This is a genomic window from Superficieibacter electus (genome assembly GCF_002915575.1).
GTDB classification, from domain to species: Bacteria; Pseudomonadota; Gammaproteobacteria; order Enterobacterales; family Enterobacteriaceae; genus Superficieibacter; species Superficieibacter electus.
Genome location: NZ_PQGD01000002.1, coordinates 210,936 through 230,214 on the forward strand (window position 1 = coordinate 210,936; position 19,279 = coordinate 230,214).

The 19,279-nt window shown below is 50.5% G+C and carries 15 protein-coding genes; 3 read left to right on the forward strand and 12 right to left on the reverse strand.

The window, feature by feature from the left end; all coding sequences use genetic code 11:
- Positions 1-139 precede the first annotated feature (139 nt).
- From ymiC to topA, 5 genes are all read right to left on the reverse strand, one after another.
- The gene (gene ymiC, locus CHU32_RS28525; protein ID WP_245880173.1) at positions 140-238 is read right to left on the reverse strand and encodes a small membrane protein YmiC; all 99 of its coding nucleotides are present in this window, start codon (positions 236-238) and stop codon (positions 140-142) included.
- A gap of 109 nt (positions 239-347) precedes the next feature.
- A complete protein-coding gene (locus CHU32_RS03065) occupies positions 348-509 on the reverse strand; it encodes a YmiA family putative membrane protein (protein ID WP_103676538.1) in 162 nt (53 codons plus the stop codon).
- 307 nt (positions 510-816) lie between these two features.
- Entirely contained in the window at positions 817-3,810 is a 2,994-nt protein-coding gene (locus CHU32_RS03070) for an alpha-mannosidase (protein WP_176691665.1), read from the reverse strand.
- Positions 3,811-4,256: 446 nt separating this feature from the next.
- Complete coding sequence (cysB, locus tag CHU32_RS03075; protein ID WP_103676540.1) at positions 4,257-5,231, reverse strand: HTH-type transcriptional regulator CysB; 975 nt, start codon at positions 5,229-5,231, stop codon at positions 4,257-4,259.
- 186 nt (positions 5,232-5,417) lie between these two features.
- Complete coding sequence (gene topA, locus CHU32_RS03085) at positions 5,418-8,015, reverse strand: type I DNA topoisomerase (protein WP_103676541.1); 2,598 nt, start codon at positions 8,013-8,015, stop codon at positions 5,418-5,420.
- A gap of 396 nt (positions 8,016-8,411) precedes the next feature.
- Here topA and CHU32_RS03090 point away from each other — a divergent pair, with 396 nt between their 5' ends.
- A complete protein-coding gene (locus CHU32_RS03090) occupies positions 8,412-8,663 on the forward strand; it encodes a YciN family protein (protein WP_103676542.1) in 252 nt (83 codons plus the stop codon).
- Positions 8,664-8,705: 42 nt separating this feature from the next.
- On the opposite strand, the gene sohB is transcribed toward CHU32_RS03090, so the two are convergent.
- Positions 8,706-9,752 carry a protease SohB gene (gene sohB / locus CHU32_RS03095; RefSeq protein ID WP_103676543.1) on the reverse strand — a complete coding sequence of 349 codons (1,047 nt, stop codon included), beginning with the start codon at positions 9,750-9,752 and terminating at the stop codon, positions 8,706-8,708.
- Between the two features lie 343 nt (positions 9,753-10,095).
- Between sohB and CHU32_RS03100 the strand changes: the two genes are divergently transcribed.
- Positions 10,096-10,857 carry a YciK family oxidoreductase gene (locus tag CHU32_RS03100; protein ID WP_103676544.1) on the forward strand — a complete coding sequence of 254 codons (762 nt, stop codon included), beginning with the start codon at positions 10,096-10,098 and terminating at the stop codon, positions 10,855-10,857.
- The gene (gene cobO, locus CHU32_RS03105; RefSeq protein ID WP_103676545.1) at positions 10,854-11,444 is read left to right on the forward strand and encodes a cob(I)yrinic acid a,c-diamide adenosyltransferase; all 591 of its coding nucleotides are present in this window, start codon (positions 10,854-10,856) and stop codon (positions 11,442-11,444) included. Before CHU32_RS03100 ends, cobO begins: the two co-directional genes overlap by 4 nt.
- 38 nt (positions 11,445-11,482) lie before the next feature.
- Here cobO and rluB read toward each other — a convergent pair whose 3' ends face one another.
- The 6 genes from rluB to CHU32_RS03135 form a co-directional block, all read right to left on the reverse strand.
- Complete coding sequence (gene rluB, locus CHU32_RS03110; protein ID WP_103676546.1) at positions 11,483-12,358, reverse strand: 23S rRNA pseudouridine(2605) synthase RluB; 876 nt, start codon at positions 12,356-12,358, stop codon at positions 11,483-11,485.
- Positions 12,359-12,536: 178 nt separating this feature from the next.
- Positions 12,537-14,357, reverse strand: coding sequence for a BglG family transcription antiterminator (locus tag CHU32_RS03115; RefSeq protein WP_245880174.1), 1,821 nt, complete (start codon positions 14,355-14,357; stop codon positions 12,537-12,539).
- Between the two features lie 94 nt (positions 14,358-14,451).
- Positions 14,452-17,085: a mannosylglycerate hydrolase gene (gene mngB, locus CHU32_RS03120; protein ID WP_103676548.1), complete on the reverse strand. Its 2,634-nt coding sequence runs from the start codon at positions 17,083-17,085 to the stop codon at positions 14,452-14,454.
- 30 nt (positions 17,086-17,115) lie between these two features.
- The gene (locus CHU32_RS03125) at positions 17,116-18,219 is read right to left on the reverse strand and encodes a PTS fructose transporter subunit IIC (RefSeq protein WP_103676549.1); all 1,104 of its coding nucleotides are present in this window, start codon (positions 18,217-18,219) and stop codon (positions 17,116-17,118) included.
- A complete protein-coding gene (locus tag CHU32_RS03130) occupies positions 18,216-18,554 on the reverse strand; it encodes a PTS fructose transporter subunit IIB (protein ID WP_103676550.1) in 339 nt (112 codons plus the stop codon). The genes CHU32_RS03125 and CHU32_RS03130 overlap by 4 nt, the downstream gene beginning before the upstream one ends.
- Positions 18,551-19,012: a PTS sugar transporter subunit IIA gene (locus CHU32_RS03135; RefSeq protein ID WP_103676551.1), complete on the reverse strand. Its 462-nt coding sequence runs from the start codon at positions 19,010-19,012 to the stop codon at positions 18,551-18,553. Before CHU32_RS03135 ends, CHU32_RS03130 begins: the two co-directional genes overlap by 4 nt.
- Positions 19,013-19,279: the final 267 nt, after the last annotated feature.

Genomic DNA, 19,279 nt, shown 5'->3' on the forward strand with positions numbered 1-19,279 from the left:
TACCCTGATCTTTCCCAGGGTCTGCATTAAAGATAACACATACATGTCGTAACGTTTTGATAACAACTCAAATTGATAAATCGGTAAACGCGAGGAGTCAAAAAAATGAAAACCCGGCACGGGGCCGGGTTTTGGAAGATTACTGCGTTAGCATCCAGGCCATCTGCGCCCAGAAGAGCACAGAGAAGGAAAGTGCTCCCAGCCACGACCAGTATTTAGTATCGCTATTGTGATTCATTTTTTTACACCATATAAAAGAGTGGTTGCCCCTGTCGTAACCGGCAGGGCTTATATTGCTGTGGTGTATTTTTATTATGCTATTAAAAGACGCGCATTCAGGGGCGCTATTAACCCCAGAATTTCCAGACCAGCAGTGCCAGTGCGACCCAAAACAGCGCGGAGCCAATAAAGACGGCACGCCACGCTTTACGCTTGAGTTGCGGATCTCGTTTCGGCTGCTCACTTCCAGATGACATTACTACCCTCGTAAAATCGGCACTACTTATCATTTTCTGCACCAGCAATCGGCGTAAGCAATCTTAATTGAGATAAATCCTAATCAATAAATAACAAAAAATCCAGTGAATTTCCGGGCAGGTGAAGAGAATAATTGTAATGTTCCAGTGAACTCACATTAATGAGGCTGGCCCATTGTGCATTACACGCTGCCTTGTCAGCCAGGCGGCATTTCTTCTGAAGGGTAATAGCCTGTTATCCGCCGAGTGGCTCCCGCCGCTGTTGCTTTCGCAGTACTGTACCTGACAGGACCAGGAAATAGTATAAAAAGTCCCGACTACCGTCGCCGGGACCCGGTGGTTAGGGCAGCATCAGAAGCAGCGTTTTGATCTCAAAGGGCGCAAACGTCAGAGTGACATGCCCGTTGGCGATTGCGATTTCCTCCTCCCCTTCTTCCATTAAGTTGGTCAGCAGGGCGCGCGTGACGCCAGCGGGGATCTGAATATCTGCCGTCGCTTCACCACCGTCAAACTCCCAGACGCGCAGCACCAGCGCCCGTTGAATCTCCGCTTTTTTCACCGTCTCCAGACAAATATGCGGCGAGTTGCAGCTAATAAACCCCGCACTGAGTTCTACCGCCGTTTGCGGCTGCACGCCGTCGGCTATGTTTATCCGTAGCGGGTTGTTGAACAGGTAAGCCTCGCGATTGACCTCGCCTACCACCTCATCGCCGCAGTGGGGGAACAGCGCGTAAGCAAAGTCATGTTCGCCTTCATCGGCATTGGTGCCCGGATAAGTTTGCGAACGCAGCAGGTTCAAATCCAGTACCCCGTCTTTGGCATAATGACCGTATTTGCTCTCATTAAGCAGCGCTACGCCATAGTCTGTCCGGGAATAGTCGATCCATTTATGCGCGCAAATCTCAAACTGTGCGGCGTCATAGACATTGTTTATCCGGGCGCTACGACTGAATTTGCCGAACTGAATATCACAGCTCACCCGCTCGCTGAGAATATTTACCGCAAACGAGGTACGCAGCATTTTATCGCGCTCATGCCAGTCAACGTGCGTTTCAAAGGTTAAGCGCTTACTGTCAGGCAGCAGGCTGATTTTCTGCGTTAAGCGGGAATTTCCGTAACGGTAACACTGCTCAACCACCGCCGCTGCCCCTTCCTGGCGGGCGGTGGCGCTGACAAGCTGGAAGTATTCCGGCGTACGCTGACGATAGGTAATATTAATATCCCAGCAGTTTCCACCGATATCTTCATACACGGCCAGTTGGTTTCCCACGGTGCCAGATTGCAACAGCGAGCGGCCGACCTGCTTATCCACCAGGGCGTCAATATGCCCCTGTTCGTTAAACTCAACGCGCAATAGATCGTTTTCCAGCCTTTGTGGCTGAGCGGTAATCTCAGGTACCGTATCGGCGATCACCTCATTCATGATCCGATAGCCAAACGCCGGTACCGCGACGCGCACTGACTTATCAGCCAACTGAAGCCACTCTTCCCGGGCGAACCCGCTCAGATTATGAATAACGAATGCGCCGGCCCGCACACCCGCCTGCCGGTGCAGCTCTGCAAGACTGGCCTGAATGCGCTGCTCTACCTGGGCCAGCAGAATTTCATAGCGGGCGACGGATTCATCGTAGACCCGGCGGATGGAAGAGCCGGGCAGAATATCGTGGAACTGGTACAGCAACACCTCCCGCCATATCTCCTGCAAGGTGTCGGCAGGATACTCCTTCTGGCCATAGAACCACTGGCGGCTGGCGAGGAACTCCAGCTCGCGCAGCGCGTTCTCCAGCTTGCGGTTAAAACGTTTATTACGCGCCTGGGTAGTCAGCGTGCCCTGATGTTTTTCCAGATACAGCTCGCCATGATAATGAGGATAGTGAGTGCAATCTTTCGCAATATTGCGGAAGAAATCAATGGCATAACCCTGTTTTACCGGCGCGATACCGCTGAGGTTTTTCATCCGCTTTAGCCGTTCAAGATGCTCTTCGCCGGGACCGCCGCCGCCATCACCAATACCAAACAACATAAGTGCCTGGTCGCATACGCCTGCCTCGTGATAAGAGGTTTCAATACGCTGAATGCTGCCCGGTGATGCCGGACTGTTATAGGTCTCCTCCGGGAGCATATGCGACAGTACGCTGCTGCCGTCAATGCCGTGCCAGATAAAGGTATGGTGCGGGAATGGGTTGTGCTCATTCCAGGACAGTTTTTGCGTCATAAAATAGTCAATGCCCGATTTTTTCATGATCTGCGGCAAATTGGCGTTATAACCGAAGACATCCGGCAACCAGAGCATCCGGGTGACCTGACCAAATTCCTGCTGGAAAAACTGGCGACCATAGAGGAACTGCCGGACCAGCGACTCACCTGAAGGAACATTGGTGTCGGGCTCCACCCACATGTCGCCCTGAATTTCCAGCCGCCCCTGCTGTACCTGACGCTGAATGCGGGCGTACAGTTGCGGATAGTCCTCCTTCATCCACTGAAATAACTGCGGCTGACTGGCTCCGAAATGGTAGTCCGGGTAACGCCCGAGCAGATCCAGCGCGGTAGCAAAGGTACGTGCACCTTTGCGTTTGGTTTCACGAATTGGCCAAAGCCAGGCGAGATCCATATGAGCATGACCAATACCAACCACGCTTACTGTCGGGTCGCCACCTTTTTTTGCCAGCTCAACCGCCAACGCCTGTCGACAGGTCGCCACCGCATCGTCGTTATAGGTCGTCAGACCGTTCAAGGCGCTGCTCAGGCAGAACAGTACGCGTTTAAACCGCGCTGATGCGTTATCCAGGCAGCGCAGCAGATCGCGCAGTACGCCAGCATCATAATAAAGCGCGCGCAGTTCGTGGTGGCAGGTGGCAATATGTGCCAGCGCCAGTTTTCCGCTGTGCAAAGCGCCAAACAGGTCATTACAGGCGAGTTCGAGCCATAAATCGACTTCGCTCACATGCGCCAGCGGAAACACCACCTTTCCCGCCCGCCCCAGGCTGGGGTCAAAGGTGGAGTCAACGTTAGTTAATCCGCTGAGCGGCGCGCCGTCGGCATCAACAACCAGCGCTTCACCGCCGCAGTCAAACAGCATTACCGCCGCATCACCACGCGCCTGCGCAGGCACCACGCCGCGGACATTGACCCACGCGCAATCCCAGAGCTGGCCCCAGCACTCGCCAGGAATAAAGGTATGCGGCTTACCCTGCCGACGCCGGGCAAAGGGCACAGGCTCCGGCGTAATAAAGCCTTCAACTGTTAATTCATTCACTGGTGTATATATATTTTTTTCTATTTGTTGGATCTGATAATCAATATCACGTAGTAATTTCTCATGAAAGCTGATCATGGCATATTCCTTTATAGGGGATGGTACGCAGGACAGGATATAACCAACGCAGTAGATAAGTTTTAAATAATAAAATCTGTGAACCATAGCCAAAATAAAAGGTTTATGCGTAACAAACTGCAGGATATATTCGTGATTTTTATGGATCTGTCTGGCTGCACGATATTAACATTAGTAAAGTTAATTTACTGGCGGGAAGATGTACGCGAAATGAATGGGCTATCGACACTGTATCTGCACAATTACATCATCGAAACGCTCTTATTATGAGGGGACAGGCGAATGCCACAGCAGAGGCTTTTCAAACTAATAACACGTCGTTGTACGCTGATTTGCAGGGTGACAGCCTACCACGTCATTTATATCCATACGTTATTTGCACACTACATGCCTGTGCAAGCAAAGCGCCGCCAGGCATGATTCCAGCATCCGATGTTGAGCCGTATTTACTTCTCGGGCAGTTTAATGTCTTTAAACATCTCTTCGATGTCTTCATTAGACCGCAATGCCACGGCAGTATCCACCACGTCACGCGTCAGGTGCGGTGCGAAGCGCTGAATAAAGTCGTACATATAGCTGCGCAAAAACGTGCTGCGGCGAAAGCCAATTTTGGTTGTACTGTGGCTAAAGACACCGTGTGCATCCAGACGCACTAAATCAGGATCGGCAACCGGGTCAACGGCCATGCTGGCAATAACGCCTACCCCCAGCCCCAGTCTGACGTAAGTTTTAATCACGTCTGCATCGGTAGCGGTAAAGACAATTCGTGGCGTTAATCCGGCGCGATTAAAGGCCGTATCCAGTTCGGAACGCCCGGTAAAGCCAAAGGTGTAGGTGACCAGCGGATACTGTGCCAGTTCCTCAATAGTGACGGAAGATTTGGCGGCCAGAGGATGTTCTGGCGTCACTACAATAGAGCGGTTCCAGTGGTAGCATGGCAGCATCACCAGATCGTCATAAAGGTGTAGCGCTTCGGTGGCGATAGCAAAGTCGGCATTGCCTTTTGATACTGCTTCGGCAATTTGCGTCGGCGAGCCCTGATGCATATGCAGTGAGACGCGTGGATAACGCTCAATAAAGCCTTTGATCACGCCGGGTAAAGCATAGCGTGCCTGAGTATGCGTGGTCGCGACATACAGCGAACCTTTATCCGGCCAGGTATGCTCGCCAGCCACAGACTTAATCGCATCAACTTTCGACAAGACTTCACGGGCAATGCGAATAATCTCCTGCCCCGCTGGCGTCACCTGCGTCAGATGTTTTCCGCTACGGGCGAAAATCTGAACCCCCAGTTCATCTTCCAGCATACGCACTTGTTTACTGATGCCAGGTTGAGAGGTGTAAAGTCCTTCCGCGGTGGAAGAGACGTTGAGATTGTGGTTTACCACCTCAACGATATAACGAAGCTGTTGTAGTTTCATGACGCGCCATCCCGGTAAACGCAGGGTCAATCGCTTAAGACGATTTAAGACTAAAAAAGGAGCTAACTATAACCACTATATCATTTATAGCTACCGTGTATAGGTATGATTAAAAAATAATAATGATAAATAGAAAAGGGCCGACAAGCGGCCCTTTCGACATAAGAAAACACGGAACTCGTTGAATTACTTCTTACCTTCAACCCACTTGCCGTCAATGTAAAACGCCGACCAACCGGTGGCTTTGCCCTCTTTTTCCGCCGCCACGTACTGCTGTTTGGTTTTACGGCTGAAGCGGACAACGGTTTTATTGCCTTGTGGATCTTGCTGCGGCGCGTCGGCGAGATAGCGAAGCTTCTCAGGTAGACGATCGCGGAAGCGGTACAATTCTTCGACCAGCGGCGCGCGGGTTTCACGTGATTTAGGGAAGGTGTTCGCTGCAAGGAATACCCCCGCGGCACCATCACGCAGAACAAAGTAAGCGTCCGACTTCTCGCACGGCAGTTCCGGCAGCGGTACCGGATCTTCCTTCGGCGGAGCCACTTCTCCGTTACGTAAAATTTTACGCGTGTTCTTACAGTCGTCGTTAGTGCAGGCCATATATTTACCAAAACGCCCCATCTTCAGATGCATTTCAGAACCACATTTTTCGCACTCAACGATCGGGCCGTCATATCCCTTGATGCGGAACTCGCCCTCTTCAATCTCATAACCGTCACAGGTCGGATTGTTACCGCACACGTGCAGTTTACGCTTTGGATCGATAAGGTAGCTGTCCATCGCGGTACCGCATTTCTGGCAGCGATGTTTCGCTCGCAGCGCATTGGTTTCCGCGTCATCGCCTTCCAGTACGTTGAGCACTTCATTTTCCGGCACCAGGTTAATGGTGGTTTTGCAACGCTCTTTTGGCGGCAGCGCATAACCGGAGCAGCCGAGGAAAACACCGGTACTGGCAGTACGAATCCCCATTTTTCGGCCACAGGTCGGGCAATCAATGCTGGTCAGCACCATCTGATTTGGCTGCATCCCGCCTTCAGCCGGATCTTTTTCCGCCGTTTCGAGTTGTTCGCTGAACTCGGCAAAAAAGATATCCAGCACGTTTTGCCATTCAGCTTCGTGTCGGGCAACCTGATCAAGACGGTCTTCCATTTGTGCAGTGAAATCAAAATTCATCAGCTCACGGAAGTTATCCTTCAACCGGTCGGTAACAATCTCACCCATTTTCTCAGCATAAAAACGGCGACTCTCTACCCGCACATAACCACGATCCTGGATGGTGGAAATAATAGAAGCATAGGTCGACGGGCGGCCGATACCGCGTTTTTCCAGTTCTTTTACCAGCGAGGCCTCACTAAAACGTGCTGGTGGCTTGGTAAAATGCTGCGCCGGAACGAGATCAATCAGCGACAGTTCATCACCCTGATTCACCGCGGGTAGAATACGATCTTCATCCCCTTTTCGCTGCGCTGGCATGACTTTAGTCCAGCCGTCAAAACGCAAAATGCGGCCACGGGCTTTGAGGCGGAAATCACCGGCTTTCACCGTCAGCGTAGTGGAATCATACTGTGCAGGCGTCATCTGACAGGCGACAAACTGACGCCAGATCAGCTGATACAATTTCTGCGCATCGGTTTCCATATCCTTTAGTGACTCAGCTTCGACCGACACATCTGAAGGACGAATGGCTTCGTGCGCTTCCTGTGAATTGTCTTTGCTGGCGTACTGGTTCGGATCGGCTGGCAGGTATTTTTTGCCAAACTGGCTGCTGATATAACCACGCACCATCTCCACAGCATCTTTACTCAGATTCGTGGAGTCGGTACGCATATAAGTGATGTAACCTGCTTCATACAAACGCTGCGCCAGCATCATGGTTTTTTTCACACCATAACCCAGACGAGTGCTGGCTGCCTGCTGAAGCGTAGAGGTGATAAACGGTGCGCCAGGTTTACTGCTGGTCGGTTTATCTTCGCGCTCCAGAACGCTATAGCGGGCTTTTTCCAGCTCGCTTACCGCGGCCATCGTCGTATCACGATTTTCCGGGCGGAACGGCTTATCATTCTGATGTGTTACCTGCAGCGGCAGAGAATCACCACCAGGCGTGGCTACGTTTGCATCGATTTCCCAGAACTCTTCCGGAACAAACGCCTTGATGTCACGCTCACGTTCGACCACCAGACGCACGGCCACGGACTGAACGCGCCCGGCCGATAATCCACGGGCGATTTTTTTCCACAACAGTGGAGAGACCATATACCCCACGACGCGGTCCATGAACCGGCGCGCCTGCTGAGCATTTACACGATCGATATTCAGCTCGCCGGGCTTGTCGAACGCCTGACGGATCGCGTTTTTGGTGATTTCGTTAAACACCACGCGACTATAGCGTTTGTCATCTCCCCCAATCACTTCCCGCAGGTGCCAGGCAATGGCCTCCCCTTCGCGGTCAAGGTCGGTTGCGAGATAGATGTGGTCGGCTTTTTCAGCCAGCTGTTTTAATTCAGCGACAACCTTTTCTTTACCCGGAAGCACTTCATATTGCGCCTCCCAGTTATGCCATGGGTCAATGCCCATGCGGTTGACGAGCGCGCCGCGTTCATCCTTTTTGGGCTTTTTGGCCGTTTTGGTGGAGGCAGAGTCAGCGCTCTTTTTGGCGGCTGAGCCACTGGTCGGCAAATCGCGGATATGACCCACGCTGGACTTAACCACGTAGTCATTACCCAGATACTTATTGATCGTTTTGGCTTTTGCCGGGGACTCAACGATAACGAGAGCTTTACCCATATTCACCTTTACCTAATTTGATTCTTCCAGGAATACATCGCACGTTGATTCACGTACTGCTGACGGAGCCGTTGATATGGCGGCACGTCCAGCAGAGATCAACCCCTCAGCCCAACTGCCTGTATGTACATCGGCACAGGTGGCTGAGTTAGTTGCTTTTCTAAGCTACGGTGATATAGCACGACGAACTTTCGGTCGAATGTCAAGCAAATCTGTTGCCAGATTATCGAAAGGGTCTCACTGTACCTGATAAAATACGTTACGCAACTTTATTAGCATGCAAAAACAAATCCCGCCAGCCGATAGCTTCACGGATTCCCCTGTTTTTCTGGGGGAATATTTGCCCGCGAGCCGCGCAGGACGTAGACTATCGCCAGTTTGCTGAGGAGTAAAAAAATGAAAAGTGAAACGCAACCTATCGATCGTCAATCATTATTGCAGGAAGCAAATAAACTTATTCGCGAGCATGAAGACACCATGGCGGGTATCGAAGCGACCGGCGTTACGCAACGTAACGGCGTGCTGGTGTTTAGCGGCGAGTATTTTCTTGATGAACAGGGTCTCCCCACCGGCAAGAGCACTGCGGTATTTAATATGTTTAAATATCTGGCGCACGAACTGTCAGAGAAGTACTACCTGGTTGACTAGTTTAATGCTGGACCGGGTAGCATCCGCTACCCGGCCTGGGGATTAGCTTAGCGGCTGTTGCCCGCGCTGCCACCAGCGCTGTAACAGACGGTCGGCACTGTCTGCCGCGCTACCGGTGAAACGGTCCATCAATTTTTTACGTTGCAGGAAACGAACGTTCAGCACTTCACGACCCTCCATGAGCCCCAGTAGCCATTCATCGCTGGTGCTCACCACATCGATCAGGCCATTATGTAATGCCTGTGAACCGTACCAGTGCTCACCCGTTGCCACCTGATCAATGTCCAGTGACGGACGCATCCGCTTAACAAAATCCTTAAACAGTAAATGCGTTTCGTTCAGATCTTCACGGAATTTTTGCCGCCCTTCTTCAGTATTCTCGCCAAGCAACGTCAGCGTGCGCTTATATTGCCCGGCGGTATGCAGCTCAATATCAATGTCTTTACTTTTCAGGAAGCGGTTAAAGTTGGGCACCTGTGCTACCACGCCAATAGATCCAATGATCGCAAACGGCGCGCTGACGATTTTATCGGCAACGCAGGCCATCATATAGCCACCGCTGGCGGCCACTTTATCAACGGTGACGGTCAGCGGGATCTGGCGATCGCGAATGCGCTGTAATTGTGAAGCCGCAAGTCCATAGCCATGTACCACCCCGCCTGGGCTTTCTAAGCGCAATACAACCTGGTCTTGCGGCTTCGCGACCGACAGCACCGCGGTAATTTCTTCACGTAGTGAATTCACCTCGTGCGCATCCATACTGCCTTTAAAATCCAGTACCCAAACGCGAGGTTTACCGGAGTCAGCCTTCTCACCCAGTTTTGCCTGCGCTTTAGCCGTTTTGGCTTCCTGTTTATGCTTTTTCTTCTGTGCTTTATGCCACTGCTTTTGCTGATGTTCATCCAGCAAAGACGCAGACATACTTTCCTGCATTTCTTTGTATTGCTCACTAAGATTGGTCACGCGCAGTTCACCGCGCTGGCGTTTTCGCTGCGTCAGATTGACAATCAGTACTGCAATGACGGCTATCGCCACGACCACCGTCACGATTTTTGCCAAAAAAAGACCATATTGAGAGAGTAATTCCACACTTCCACCTTGGTTAAATTCATTTAACGTCTGGTCCCAGTGTACAACACCCTTTCCGCCTCGTCTCGGGTCGTCATTTGGTGTTGGGAAGCAGATTCAGGAAAATATTCATTATTATGAAATCGTTGCAAAATATGAATGACGTGGCACGCTTTCCTGCCGTCCGATTGAATTCAGACGCTTTTTAAGGCATATACACAACATCATGCAAGTTGCATCAAGACGGCAAGTGAGTGAATCCCCTGAGCGTAACCAGGTACGTGACTGGAGTTAACGAACGCAGCCAGAAGGATGAAGTGTATTAACCCTTTTTAATTGCCCGCTGTGATCAGGAGAGACCGCCGTGCACTACCAACCGCAACGAGATTTATTACACCACCATATTATCCTCGTCACCGGAGCCAGTGACGGCATTGGCCGGGAAGCGGCACTCACCTACTCACGTTACGGTGCCAGCGTCATTCTCCTTGGACGCAATGAGGAAAAACTTCGTGCCGTTGCGCAGCGCATCGCGGAAGAAGGCGGCACGCCTGCGTCCTGGTTTACGCTGGATCTCTTAAGCTGTACACCGCAGGAGTGCCAACAACTGGCACAAAAGATTGCGGTGCATTATCCGCGCCTTGATGGCGTGCTGCACAATGCTGGCCTGCTGGGCGACGTGGCCCCTATGCGAGAGCAAAAGCCGGAGGTCTGGCAACAGGTAATGCAGGTTAACGTAAATGGCACCTTTATGCTGACGCAGGCGCTGCTTCCTTTATTACTCAAATCGGACGCGGGGTCGCTGGTATTCACTTCCTCAAGTGTAGGCCGCCAGGGGCGTGCACACTGGGGGGCCTATGCGGCATCCAAATTTGCCACTGAGGGCATGATGCAGGTGCTGGCCGAAGAATATCAACATTCTCCTCTGCGGGTGAATTGTATTAATCCAGGCGGCACACGTACCGCAATGCGTGCCAGCGCTTTTCCGCAAGAAGATCCGTCAAAACTTAAAACCCCTGCCGATATTATGCCGCTGTATTTGTGGCTGATGGGCGATGATAGCCGCAGAAAAACCGGCATGACTTTTGATGCTCAGCCAGGGCGTAAACCGGGAATATCACAATGAGCGATGAACGTTATCAGCAGCGTCAGCAGCGTCTGAAAGACAAAGTGGACGCCCGGGTTGCTGCCGCGCAGGAAGAGCGCGGTATTATTATTGTTTTTACCGGTAACGGTAAGGGAAAAACCACCGCGGCATTTGGAACAGCTACCCGCGCTGTCGGCCACGGCAAAAACGTGGCGGTAGTACAGTTTATTAAAGGGAACTGGCCCAACGGCGAGCGTAATCTGCTGGAACCGCATGGCGTGGAGTTCCAGGTAATGGCAAGCGGATTTACCTGGGATACCCAGGATCGCGCCGCCGATACCGCAGCCTGTCTTGAAGTCTGGCAACATGCCCGCCGCATGCTGGCGGACCCTGCGCTGGATATGGTGATACTGGACGAACTTACCTATATGGTGGCCTACGACTACCTACCACTGGAAATGGTTCTTGAGGCGCTACGCGCGCGTCCGCTAACACAAACGGTGATTATTACCGGCCGTGGATGTCATCGGGATATTCTGGAGATAGCGGATACTGTCAGTGAACTGCGTCCGCTAAAGCATGCTTTTGATGCGGGAATTAAAGCACAACCTGGGATTGACTACTAAGAAAACAGGCCCGCGCAAGGTGCGGCGGGCCATATGATTTAGCCGTTGCTGCGACCGCCGCCGGAGCGCCGTCCACCGCCCACCTGGCTATGACGTTTCACCGCACGACGGATCTGGTTCGCCTTCATACGGCGACGATCTTTTTCTACGGCCACTTTTGATTCGGTTTCTGGCTTCAGGCCCACCAACTCACGCAGGTAGTTCGTTTGCCCCAGATCCAGCTCGGTCCAGCCGCCGCGCGGCAGACCTTTCGGCAGAGGAATATCGCCGTAGCGCACGCGGATCAGACGACTGACCTGCACGCCCACCGCTTCCCACAGCCGGCGCACTTCACGATTGCGACCTTCAGTCAGGGTAACGTTGTACCACTGGTTAATGCCTTCGCCGCCGCTGAATTTAATGGTTTTGAACGCCGCCGGGCCGTCTTCAAGCTGCACGCCGCGACCAAGATCGCGCACTTTCGCGTCGTCTACCTGACCAAATACGCGTACCGCATATTCACGCTCCACTTCGCGACTCGGGTGCATCAGACGATTGGCCAGTTCACCGTCGGTGGTGAAGAGCATAAGCCCGCAGGTATTTACGTCCAGACGACCCACGGCAATCCAGCGCGCGCCACGTAGTTTCGGCAGGCGATCAAAAACGGTCGGGCGTCCTTCCGGGTCGTTACGGGTGCAAAGCTCGCCTTCCGGCTTGTAGTAAGCCAGCACGCGACAAATTTGTTCAGCCGATTCTTTAACCGAAATAAGGTGACCATCAAGGCGAATTTTTAACGCGGGGGTAACCTCAACACGATCGCCAAGAGTGGCGATTTTGCCGTCTACGCTGACGCGTCCGGCTTCAATGATAGATTCAATTTCACGACGGGAGCCGTGGCCGGCACGCGCCAGCACTTTCTGTAGCTTTTCGCTCATAGAGCTTTCCTTTAGGTGTCGCCTTCCCAGGCGTCGACTGGAGAGTTAAAATCTTTTAAAATCAACGAATTACGGTGATTAATAAGTGGTATTATACCCACTTTTCACTGCGTTGTAACCTCTTTTATTTTCAGCATAAATCAGAGTCTTTCGCGCAGTAATACGCACCCCCTGGGCGTTATAAAAAATATTTCTTAGAAATAGCAATAAATTCTGCAAAACTTTCACACTGGCTCAGGCGGTCTATCACGTCATTATCCAGAATGTTCGTCAAATAATCATAGATATGCATGCTATCAATAAACGCATCTTCACTAATTGCCAGCATAAAAACCAGCTTAACCACCTTTCCGGGGTCCCACTCAATACCTTGTGGAAATATGGCAACAGTCACCATCGTACTTAATGCGACCAGCCCCAACGGATGAGGTATCGCCAGTTTTTCATCCAGTAAGGTCGAGGCGCGGGCTTCTCGTTCCAGTACCGAAGGTAAGTAATGCTTGTCGACTTTGCCGTTGATTTCCAGGGGCACGGCCAATAACTCAATAACATTCTCTTTAACATGCTCATTTCCCGGCATGATAAAAAAATGCTCGTCGGAGAAATAATTCAACATTGTCATCGGCGGCGCGTTATCGGCTATCAGATAATATTTGATCTTCTCCAGTTCCCAACGCTCCGGAAGCGGGCTAAGCGTCACTACCCGGCGATTTTTTTCGTCAACGTCAGCCATACTAATAACAATATCTTCTTCGAGAAATGACATGGCGTGGTACTGCTCAACAGAAATACATTGTGCAATAGTAATATCGGTGTAGATCTTTACGATTTTCTGGCAAACCAGCCTGGTCGAGGCTATTCCTTGATCGCTCACAATTAACGCCGTTATTTTCTGATTACCTGCACCATAGTGAGGCGTATCCAGAATGGCTCCGATATGCATGACCAGATAACCAATTTCATCATCGGTTATTGTAGCGCTAAAAAAATGCTCCAGCTCGCTGAAAGCTGCCAGCGTCATTTCATACATCAATGGGTAGTGCCGTTTTATCTGTTCAATTAAGGGATTAACAATAGTAATGCCATTATTTATTCTGATGCGCATCGCTTTAATATGGTTAAGCAAATTCTTGCGCATGACCTCATCATAATTGATTTCACAAAACCATGCGCTACTCACATAACTCAAGAAATGATGCATAATACTGTGTTCAATGTCGTAAAAGCCCATTTCCTCCATATGCTCCGGTAGCGCGGTACAAAAAGCCGCAAGGTGCATGGCTAAAAAATTGATTTCCCCGTCGGGCAATGTTTTTTGCGAAACCGTTAAAAGAGACAACAATTCTCGTGAAGCACTTCGCCACCCAGGTTCACCGTGCGCAAACTCATAATCAAAGAGCCACTGTCCGCTACGAATGCGTTCACGAATAATGCCGCAGACCAGCGTTAAAAAACGCAGGTTTACATCACTTAAGATGAAACCCTGTGCGGTGAAATAGTGGCTAAGAATTTTTTTTATGTCCTGCATGGTGGTAGGAGAACAAAAAATATCCTGATACTCTTCATCGGCTTCACGGGCACTCAACAAATGTTCATACAGACAGCGGCGAAGCAACTTTTCGCTGCCTTCCAGCCGGAATCTGTCGCCACCTTCCGCAATAATGGCTATATCGTAAAGGGCAAAATGCCGCTTAAGCAGGGCAATATCATTTTTAAGACTGTAAATGCTGATAAACCATTCTGACTCCAGCATCGCCAGTGAAAGTCCGTCACGATGAGCCAGCAGCGCAGTGAGCAATGCTCGCCTTCGCTCGCTGGCGGTACGTATTTCCTTCCACGGGCGACGGGCTTCTTCAATCAGTTGCGCCAGCGTGTCCCCGTCGTCTGTGTGAATAAAAATACCCTTTTTGCGATCGTTGATAAGACGGTTGCCACAAGCACGAAGAAGATCGTCAATCTCTTTCAGATCGCTTCGGATTGTGCGCGTGGATACATTCATCTCCCGGGCGAGGGACGTTTGCGTGACGCTACTGTCCACCACCCGTATGAAAATATCTCTGATCCGCTTATGGCTGAACCGTCTCATGGTTTTTTCACTCTATCCCGACATAGCATGTCTGCACATCCGCAGGCTTGAGTACCCCTTTTTCTGCCATCGGGGTTTGTTCATCCAGCATCACGTTACAGGCGTTATCCATCGAAGGTATCCGGACCTCTGAAGCCAGCGTTGGATTATAAAAACGTACAATGTATCCCGGCTTTCGCTCCGCGCATTTCACCACGCTTGCCAGGGCGTCCTCAGGCCCACAGGGCAACGTGAAAAGGCTGTAGTCTGACGGATAACAGCGTTCGACATCGGCAAGGCAGAAACGCAGACGGCCATTAAGAAAATCACTGTCCTGCCAGACAGGAAACGTCGTTAGCCAGGCTTTAGACACGCTGGCCGATTGTGATGCATCAAACGAACCGCGGTACATGCGCCAGGCAAAAGAGAATGAACGTTTACCTGACAGTTGCGCATCAGGCGTCGCTACCACGGTTTCGCCTGACGCCCGGCCGGGACGATAGAGCAACTTCTCTTTCCCCATAAAACCGAAGGTCCGGAAAAGGGTGAGTGAAATAGTGTCGAAGCTGTCGCCAACAATTTCATATTCGCGCACGCCATTGGTATGTAAGGTAAACCCGTGTTCATCGTCATGCAGATTGACATAGCTCTGCATCGGTTCAATCGCAATGGGCTTTTCTTGCCAGTTTTCCTGCTCCCATACGGACAACGCCTCACTATATTTAACGGGTCGCTCCACTACACCGAAAAGTTGATCGGCATAAGACATATTGGCCATGATATCGGTGGCAAAATGTACACAAAGCCGATGGCTCAGCACGGTATTGTCCACGTCCACCTCGAAACGGATCAGATCATCTTGCTGCAATGCCACGTTTACTGAAATGCGCATCGCTGTTGTCACCTCCCCCTTTGCCCGCTGGATGAGGTCTACAGGGAGATTAAGCTCATACTCAAGCAGTAGTGACTGTTGCAGATCGCTGCGCTGGCAGCGCTGATTTATCAGACATCCGCGGGAAGAGATAATCATGTCTTCACGAGGAGGTGAGTAGTTATAAGCGTCTCCGTCATCGCCATTGTCGACAAAATGCATTTGTCGGGTATAGCGCTTGCCGGTGTGCTTATGCACAATGGTCAGTAAGCCGTCCTCTTCCACCGTAATGCAGTAGTAGGCATTTTCGATACTGCGGGCAGTATCACTTACCGCCTTGCTGGCACCGTCACAACTGAAATCAGCATACCAGCGGGTATAACCAAGGGCGGGAAGCTGACTGCTGTTAACCCTAATCCGCGTCCGGTAAACTTTTTCCGGTTTATGCCAGGCGTGACCAGGGTTCAGGCGGATCGTCTGATTTAATACGTAGTCCGTCAGTTCCCTTTCCTCCTCAATGACATAAGGCAGCGCCTGACCTGTCGCGTCACACAGAGTAAAAGGAATACCCGGTAACCAGGCCTCAAACGTCAGTTGTGGCGATGAGCGCCAGGATAACGGATTAAACACAGTGAACGTATAATCATGTTCGCGAGGAATACGAATGCTGATAAGTCGCGTATGCATTTCCAGCAGGTTTGTGGCCAGATCCCGCGCCTGCTTGTAACGAAACCAGACATCCTGATTAGTTTCGTCACTATTACAGCCGCCAATGCTGTCGTGGGCCGCATTAAAAAACATCAGTTTCCAGATGTCTGCGGTGATACGGGCTGGATAGTCATGTCCCAGGCTGCGACTTATGGCCAGCACCGGCTCCAGCGTATTGACGACCAACGCCTCAATTTCATTATTCAACTGCTTTAAATCGGCACGACATGAAAAAATCGTTTTGTGGATACGGGAATGTTTTGCTTCGGTAAGTTCCCCGTGAAGCTGCGGAGCGTCCCCGGCGACCTCGTTTTCAACGGTCTGCACAAAGTTGAGCGGGCTATCAATAACATAGTGGCGCTGCGTATCGCATTCATTAAATTGCTTCACAAGCTCTGGCAGATTTTCCCTGACCGGAGCCTGGTCGAAACCATGCGGGAAAAGCAGGTGTGAGCGTGTACTACGTGCTTCAATGGGCGACATTTTTTTATCAAGAAACGCTTTCATAGTTTCGGGACTTTCATCAAGTAATCCGCCGTAGTGGTAGCCCCATGGCATCTGTACAGTAAATACCCGATCGCCATTCGTCCCATGCCAGTAAAACTCGCAATCGTGCAGCGTGTTATCCGCAATGCCCCGCCAGAAGAGCGCGTGATTAATACCAAACTGACGGTAGATCTGCGGCATATTTCCGCCTTGCCCAAAACTATCCGGCACGTAACCCAGGCGCATGACGCCGCCATGCTCCCTGGCGATTTCGATCCCGTAGTAAAGGTTTCGTACAATCGACTCCTGATGGATCACCAGTTGATCGGTTTGTGTATACCATGGGCCAATCAACACGCGTTTTTCCGCAATTAAACGGCTCAAACTGGCCTTATCTTCCGGTGCCCACTGGAGGTAGCTCTCCAATAGTGCGCTTTGCGCATCCAGCAAATAGCAGGGAAAATCAGGGTTGTTATTCAGAATACGAATAACATTTTTTACATGATTAAAAAGATAAACCCGCGATCGCGAGGAGGTGAAATACCACTCCTGATCCCAGTGTGTATGACTGTATAAATGCACTATTTTGTTTTTCATAACAAAACCTCAGTAACGAGCTCCAGCAGCTTAATCAAATTTAATTTCGATGTCTTCGCTCGCAGAACGATTGGCGGTAGTAAGATCAGTATCTTCATTGAAATTCACTAGTACATTTGCCCCAATCGCGATAACAAGAGTGCCAACTAATGCGCCGATAAAATAAGCCCAGGGATTACCGACGGTGAACCCACCATATAATCCCCCCAGGGGCGGCATGACCGGATATGCTTTTAACAAGGCGACGGTCACCGCCCCTAAAATACCCGCCAGGACATTAACAGGAATGAGTCGCGCCGGATTTTTTAGCGTAAATGGAATCGCACCTTCTGATATACCGAGAATACCCATAATGACAGCACCATTACCGGCTTCTTTTAACGTGTGACTAAAATTATGCGGTCGCATAAAGCGTGCTGCGGCGTAACCAAGCGGCGGAATAATAATGGCAACGTTCACCAAAATAGCCGGTAAATAAACGCCACTGAGAAACAACACGTTGGCCGTCCCCCACGCCGCTTTATTAACAGGCCCACCAAGGTCAAAACAGATCATGCCCCCCAGTACCGCCGCAAGCACCACCGTGCTGGTGCCATCTTCGGTCATTTTCTGCACCCAGGCCATAAGCGCAATGTTAATCCAGCTCAGCACATCACCCAACAGGAGGCGCATTATCAGCACCTGAAGCCCCACCGTGATAAATGGCAAAATGATCAACGGGACTGAAGATGCAGCCGACCCCTCAATGCGGATTTTTCGAGCCACCCACTCAGAAGAGTAGCCCGCCAGCAGACCGCCGAGAATTGCACCAAGAAAGCCCGAGCCGGTTAAAGAAGCAATAAGGCCAGCCGTAAAACCCGCTGCCAGACCCTTCTTTCCGGCAATTGAAAACGCGACGTAGGCCCCAAGGACATAGTTCATTAGCCCAATAATTTTAAAGCCGATGTCCTGTGTCAAATACAGCCAGTTTTTAATGCCATCACTGCTTGCAAAGGCATCCAGATTGGACTCGCCGAATGCCAGACCGACTATTTTTGCCACCGCCACCATCAGCGATCCGGCGATAATGATCGGCAGTGCATAGGAAATCCCGGTCATCAGGTGGTTTTTAATTTCATTTAATATTTTTTTCATGATTTATCCTTCCCTGAGCCGTTACGGGCTTCAACTGCCGCCACGCATTTAGCGATAACCTCAGCGGCATGCCCCACGCACTGGCCAATTTTGACCCGAATAATTAATTTGCCGGTAAAACGTTCTTCCTCTTCAATTGCACGGTCGGCGGCGATAATGACAAAATCGGCTGCCGCAACCTCTGCAGCGGTTATTCGATTAAGTATGCCCATCGCCCCTTGCTGTTCAATTTTTACCGTGTGGCCGAGATGTGCACCTTCTTTCTCCAGCGATTTTGCCGCCATCGGCGTATGCGCCAGGCCGGCAATACATGATGTAACGCCAACAATATTCATGCTTCCTCCTGAACTGAAATTCGCAATTGCATAAACTGGAATAATTCCTCTTCATCGGTAGCAGAGAATAATTTTTCTCTGAATTCATCATCAACGATTTGACTGGCAAGATTGTTAATAATCTGTAAATGAAGAACCTTCGCTCCGGCTTCGGGTACCAACAGGCCAAAGACAATTTTAACGGGAAGCGCATCCAGACTTTCCCAGTCGATCGGATTAATTAGCCGGATAAAAATAACCCCGGCCCGGGACACATTGGCCGTTTTAGCATGGGGAATAGCAATCTGACTTTCAAAACCCGTGGAATATTGATTCTCTCTGGCCCAGAAATCCGCCTCAATTTTGGCCGCATCGCTCGCCCAGCCTTGTGAAACCGCATGGCAGGCCAGGAAATGGAAAATCTCCCTTTTATTACTGAAAGTCTGATTAAGAAAAATGTTTTGTCTTGCAATGAGCATGTGTCGCTATCTCCATTTGCATCGTTAATCATATTGCCTGATTAACAGGATAAACGTTTTTCTTCCTTTGTTCTGACAGGCATTTTCCCTGACAAGTGGAAATAAATTATTCGGACCATGGGAAAAAAGTGAGGCAGTTCAAATAATGAAGTGACTCTGTGATACGTCTCATAAAACAGGTGCTGAAGAATATTGCTTTGCAGAAATGGATGTCAGACGGGTATTTATCAGATTAATATATTATCTCTGTATTTAATTGAAAAAATG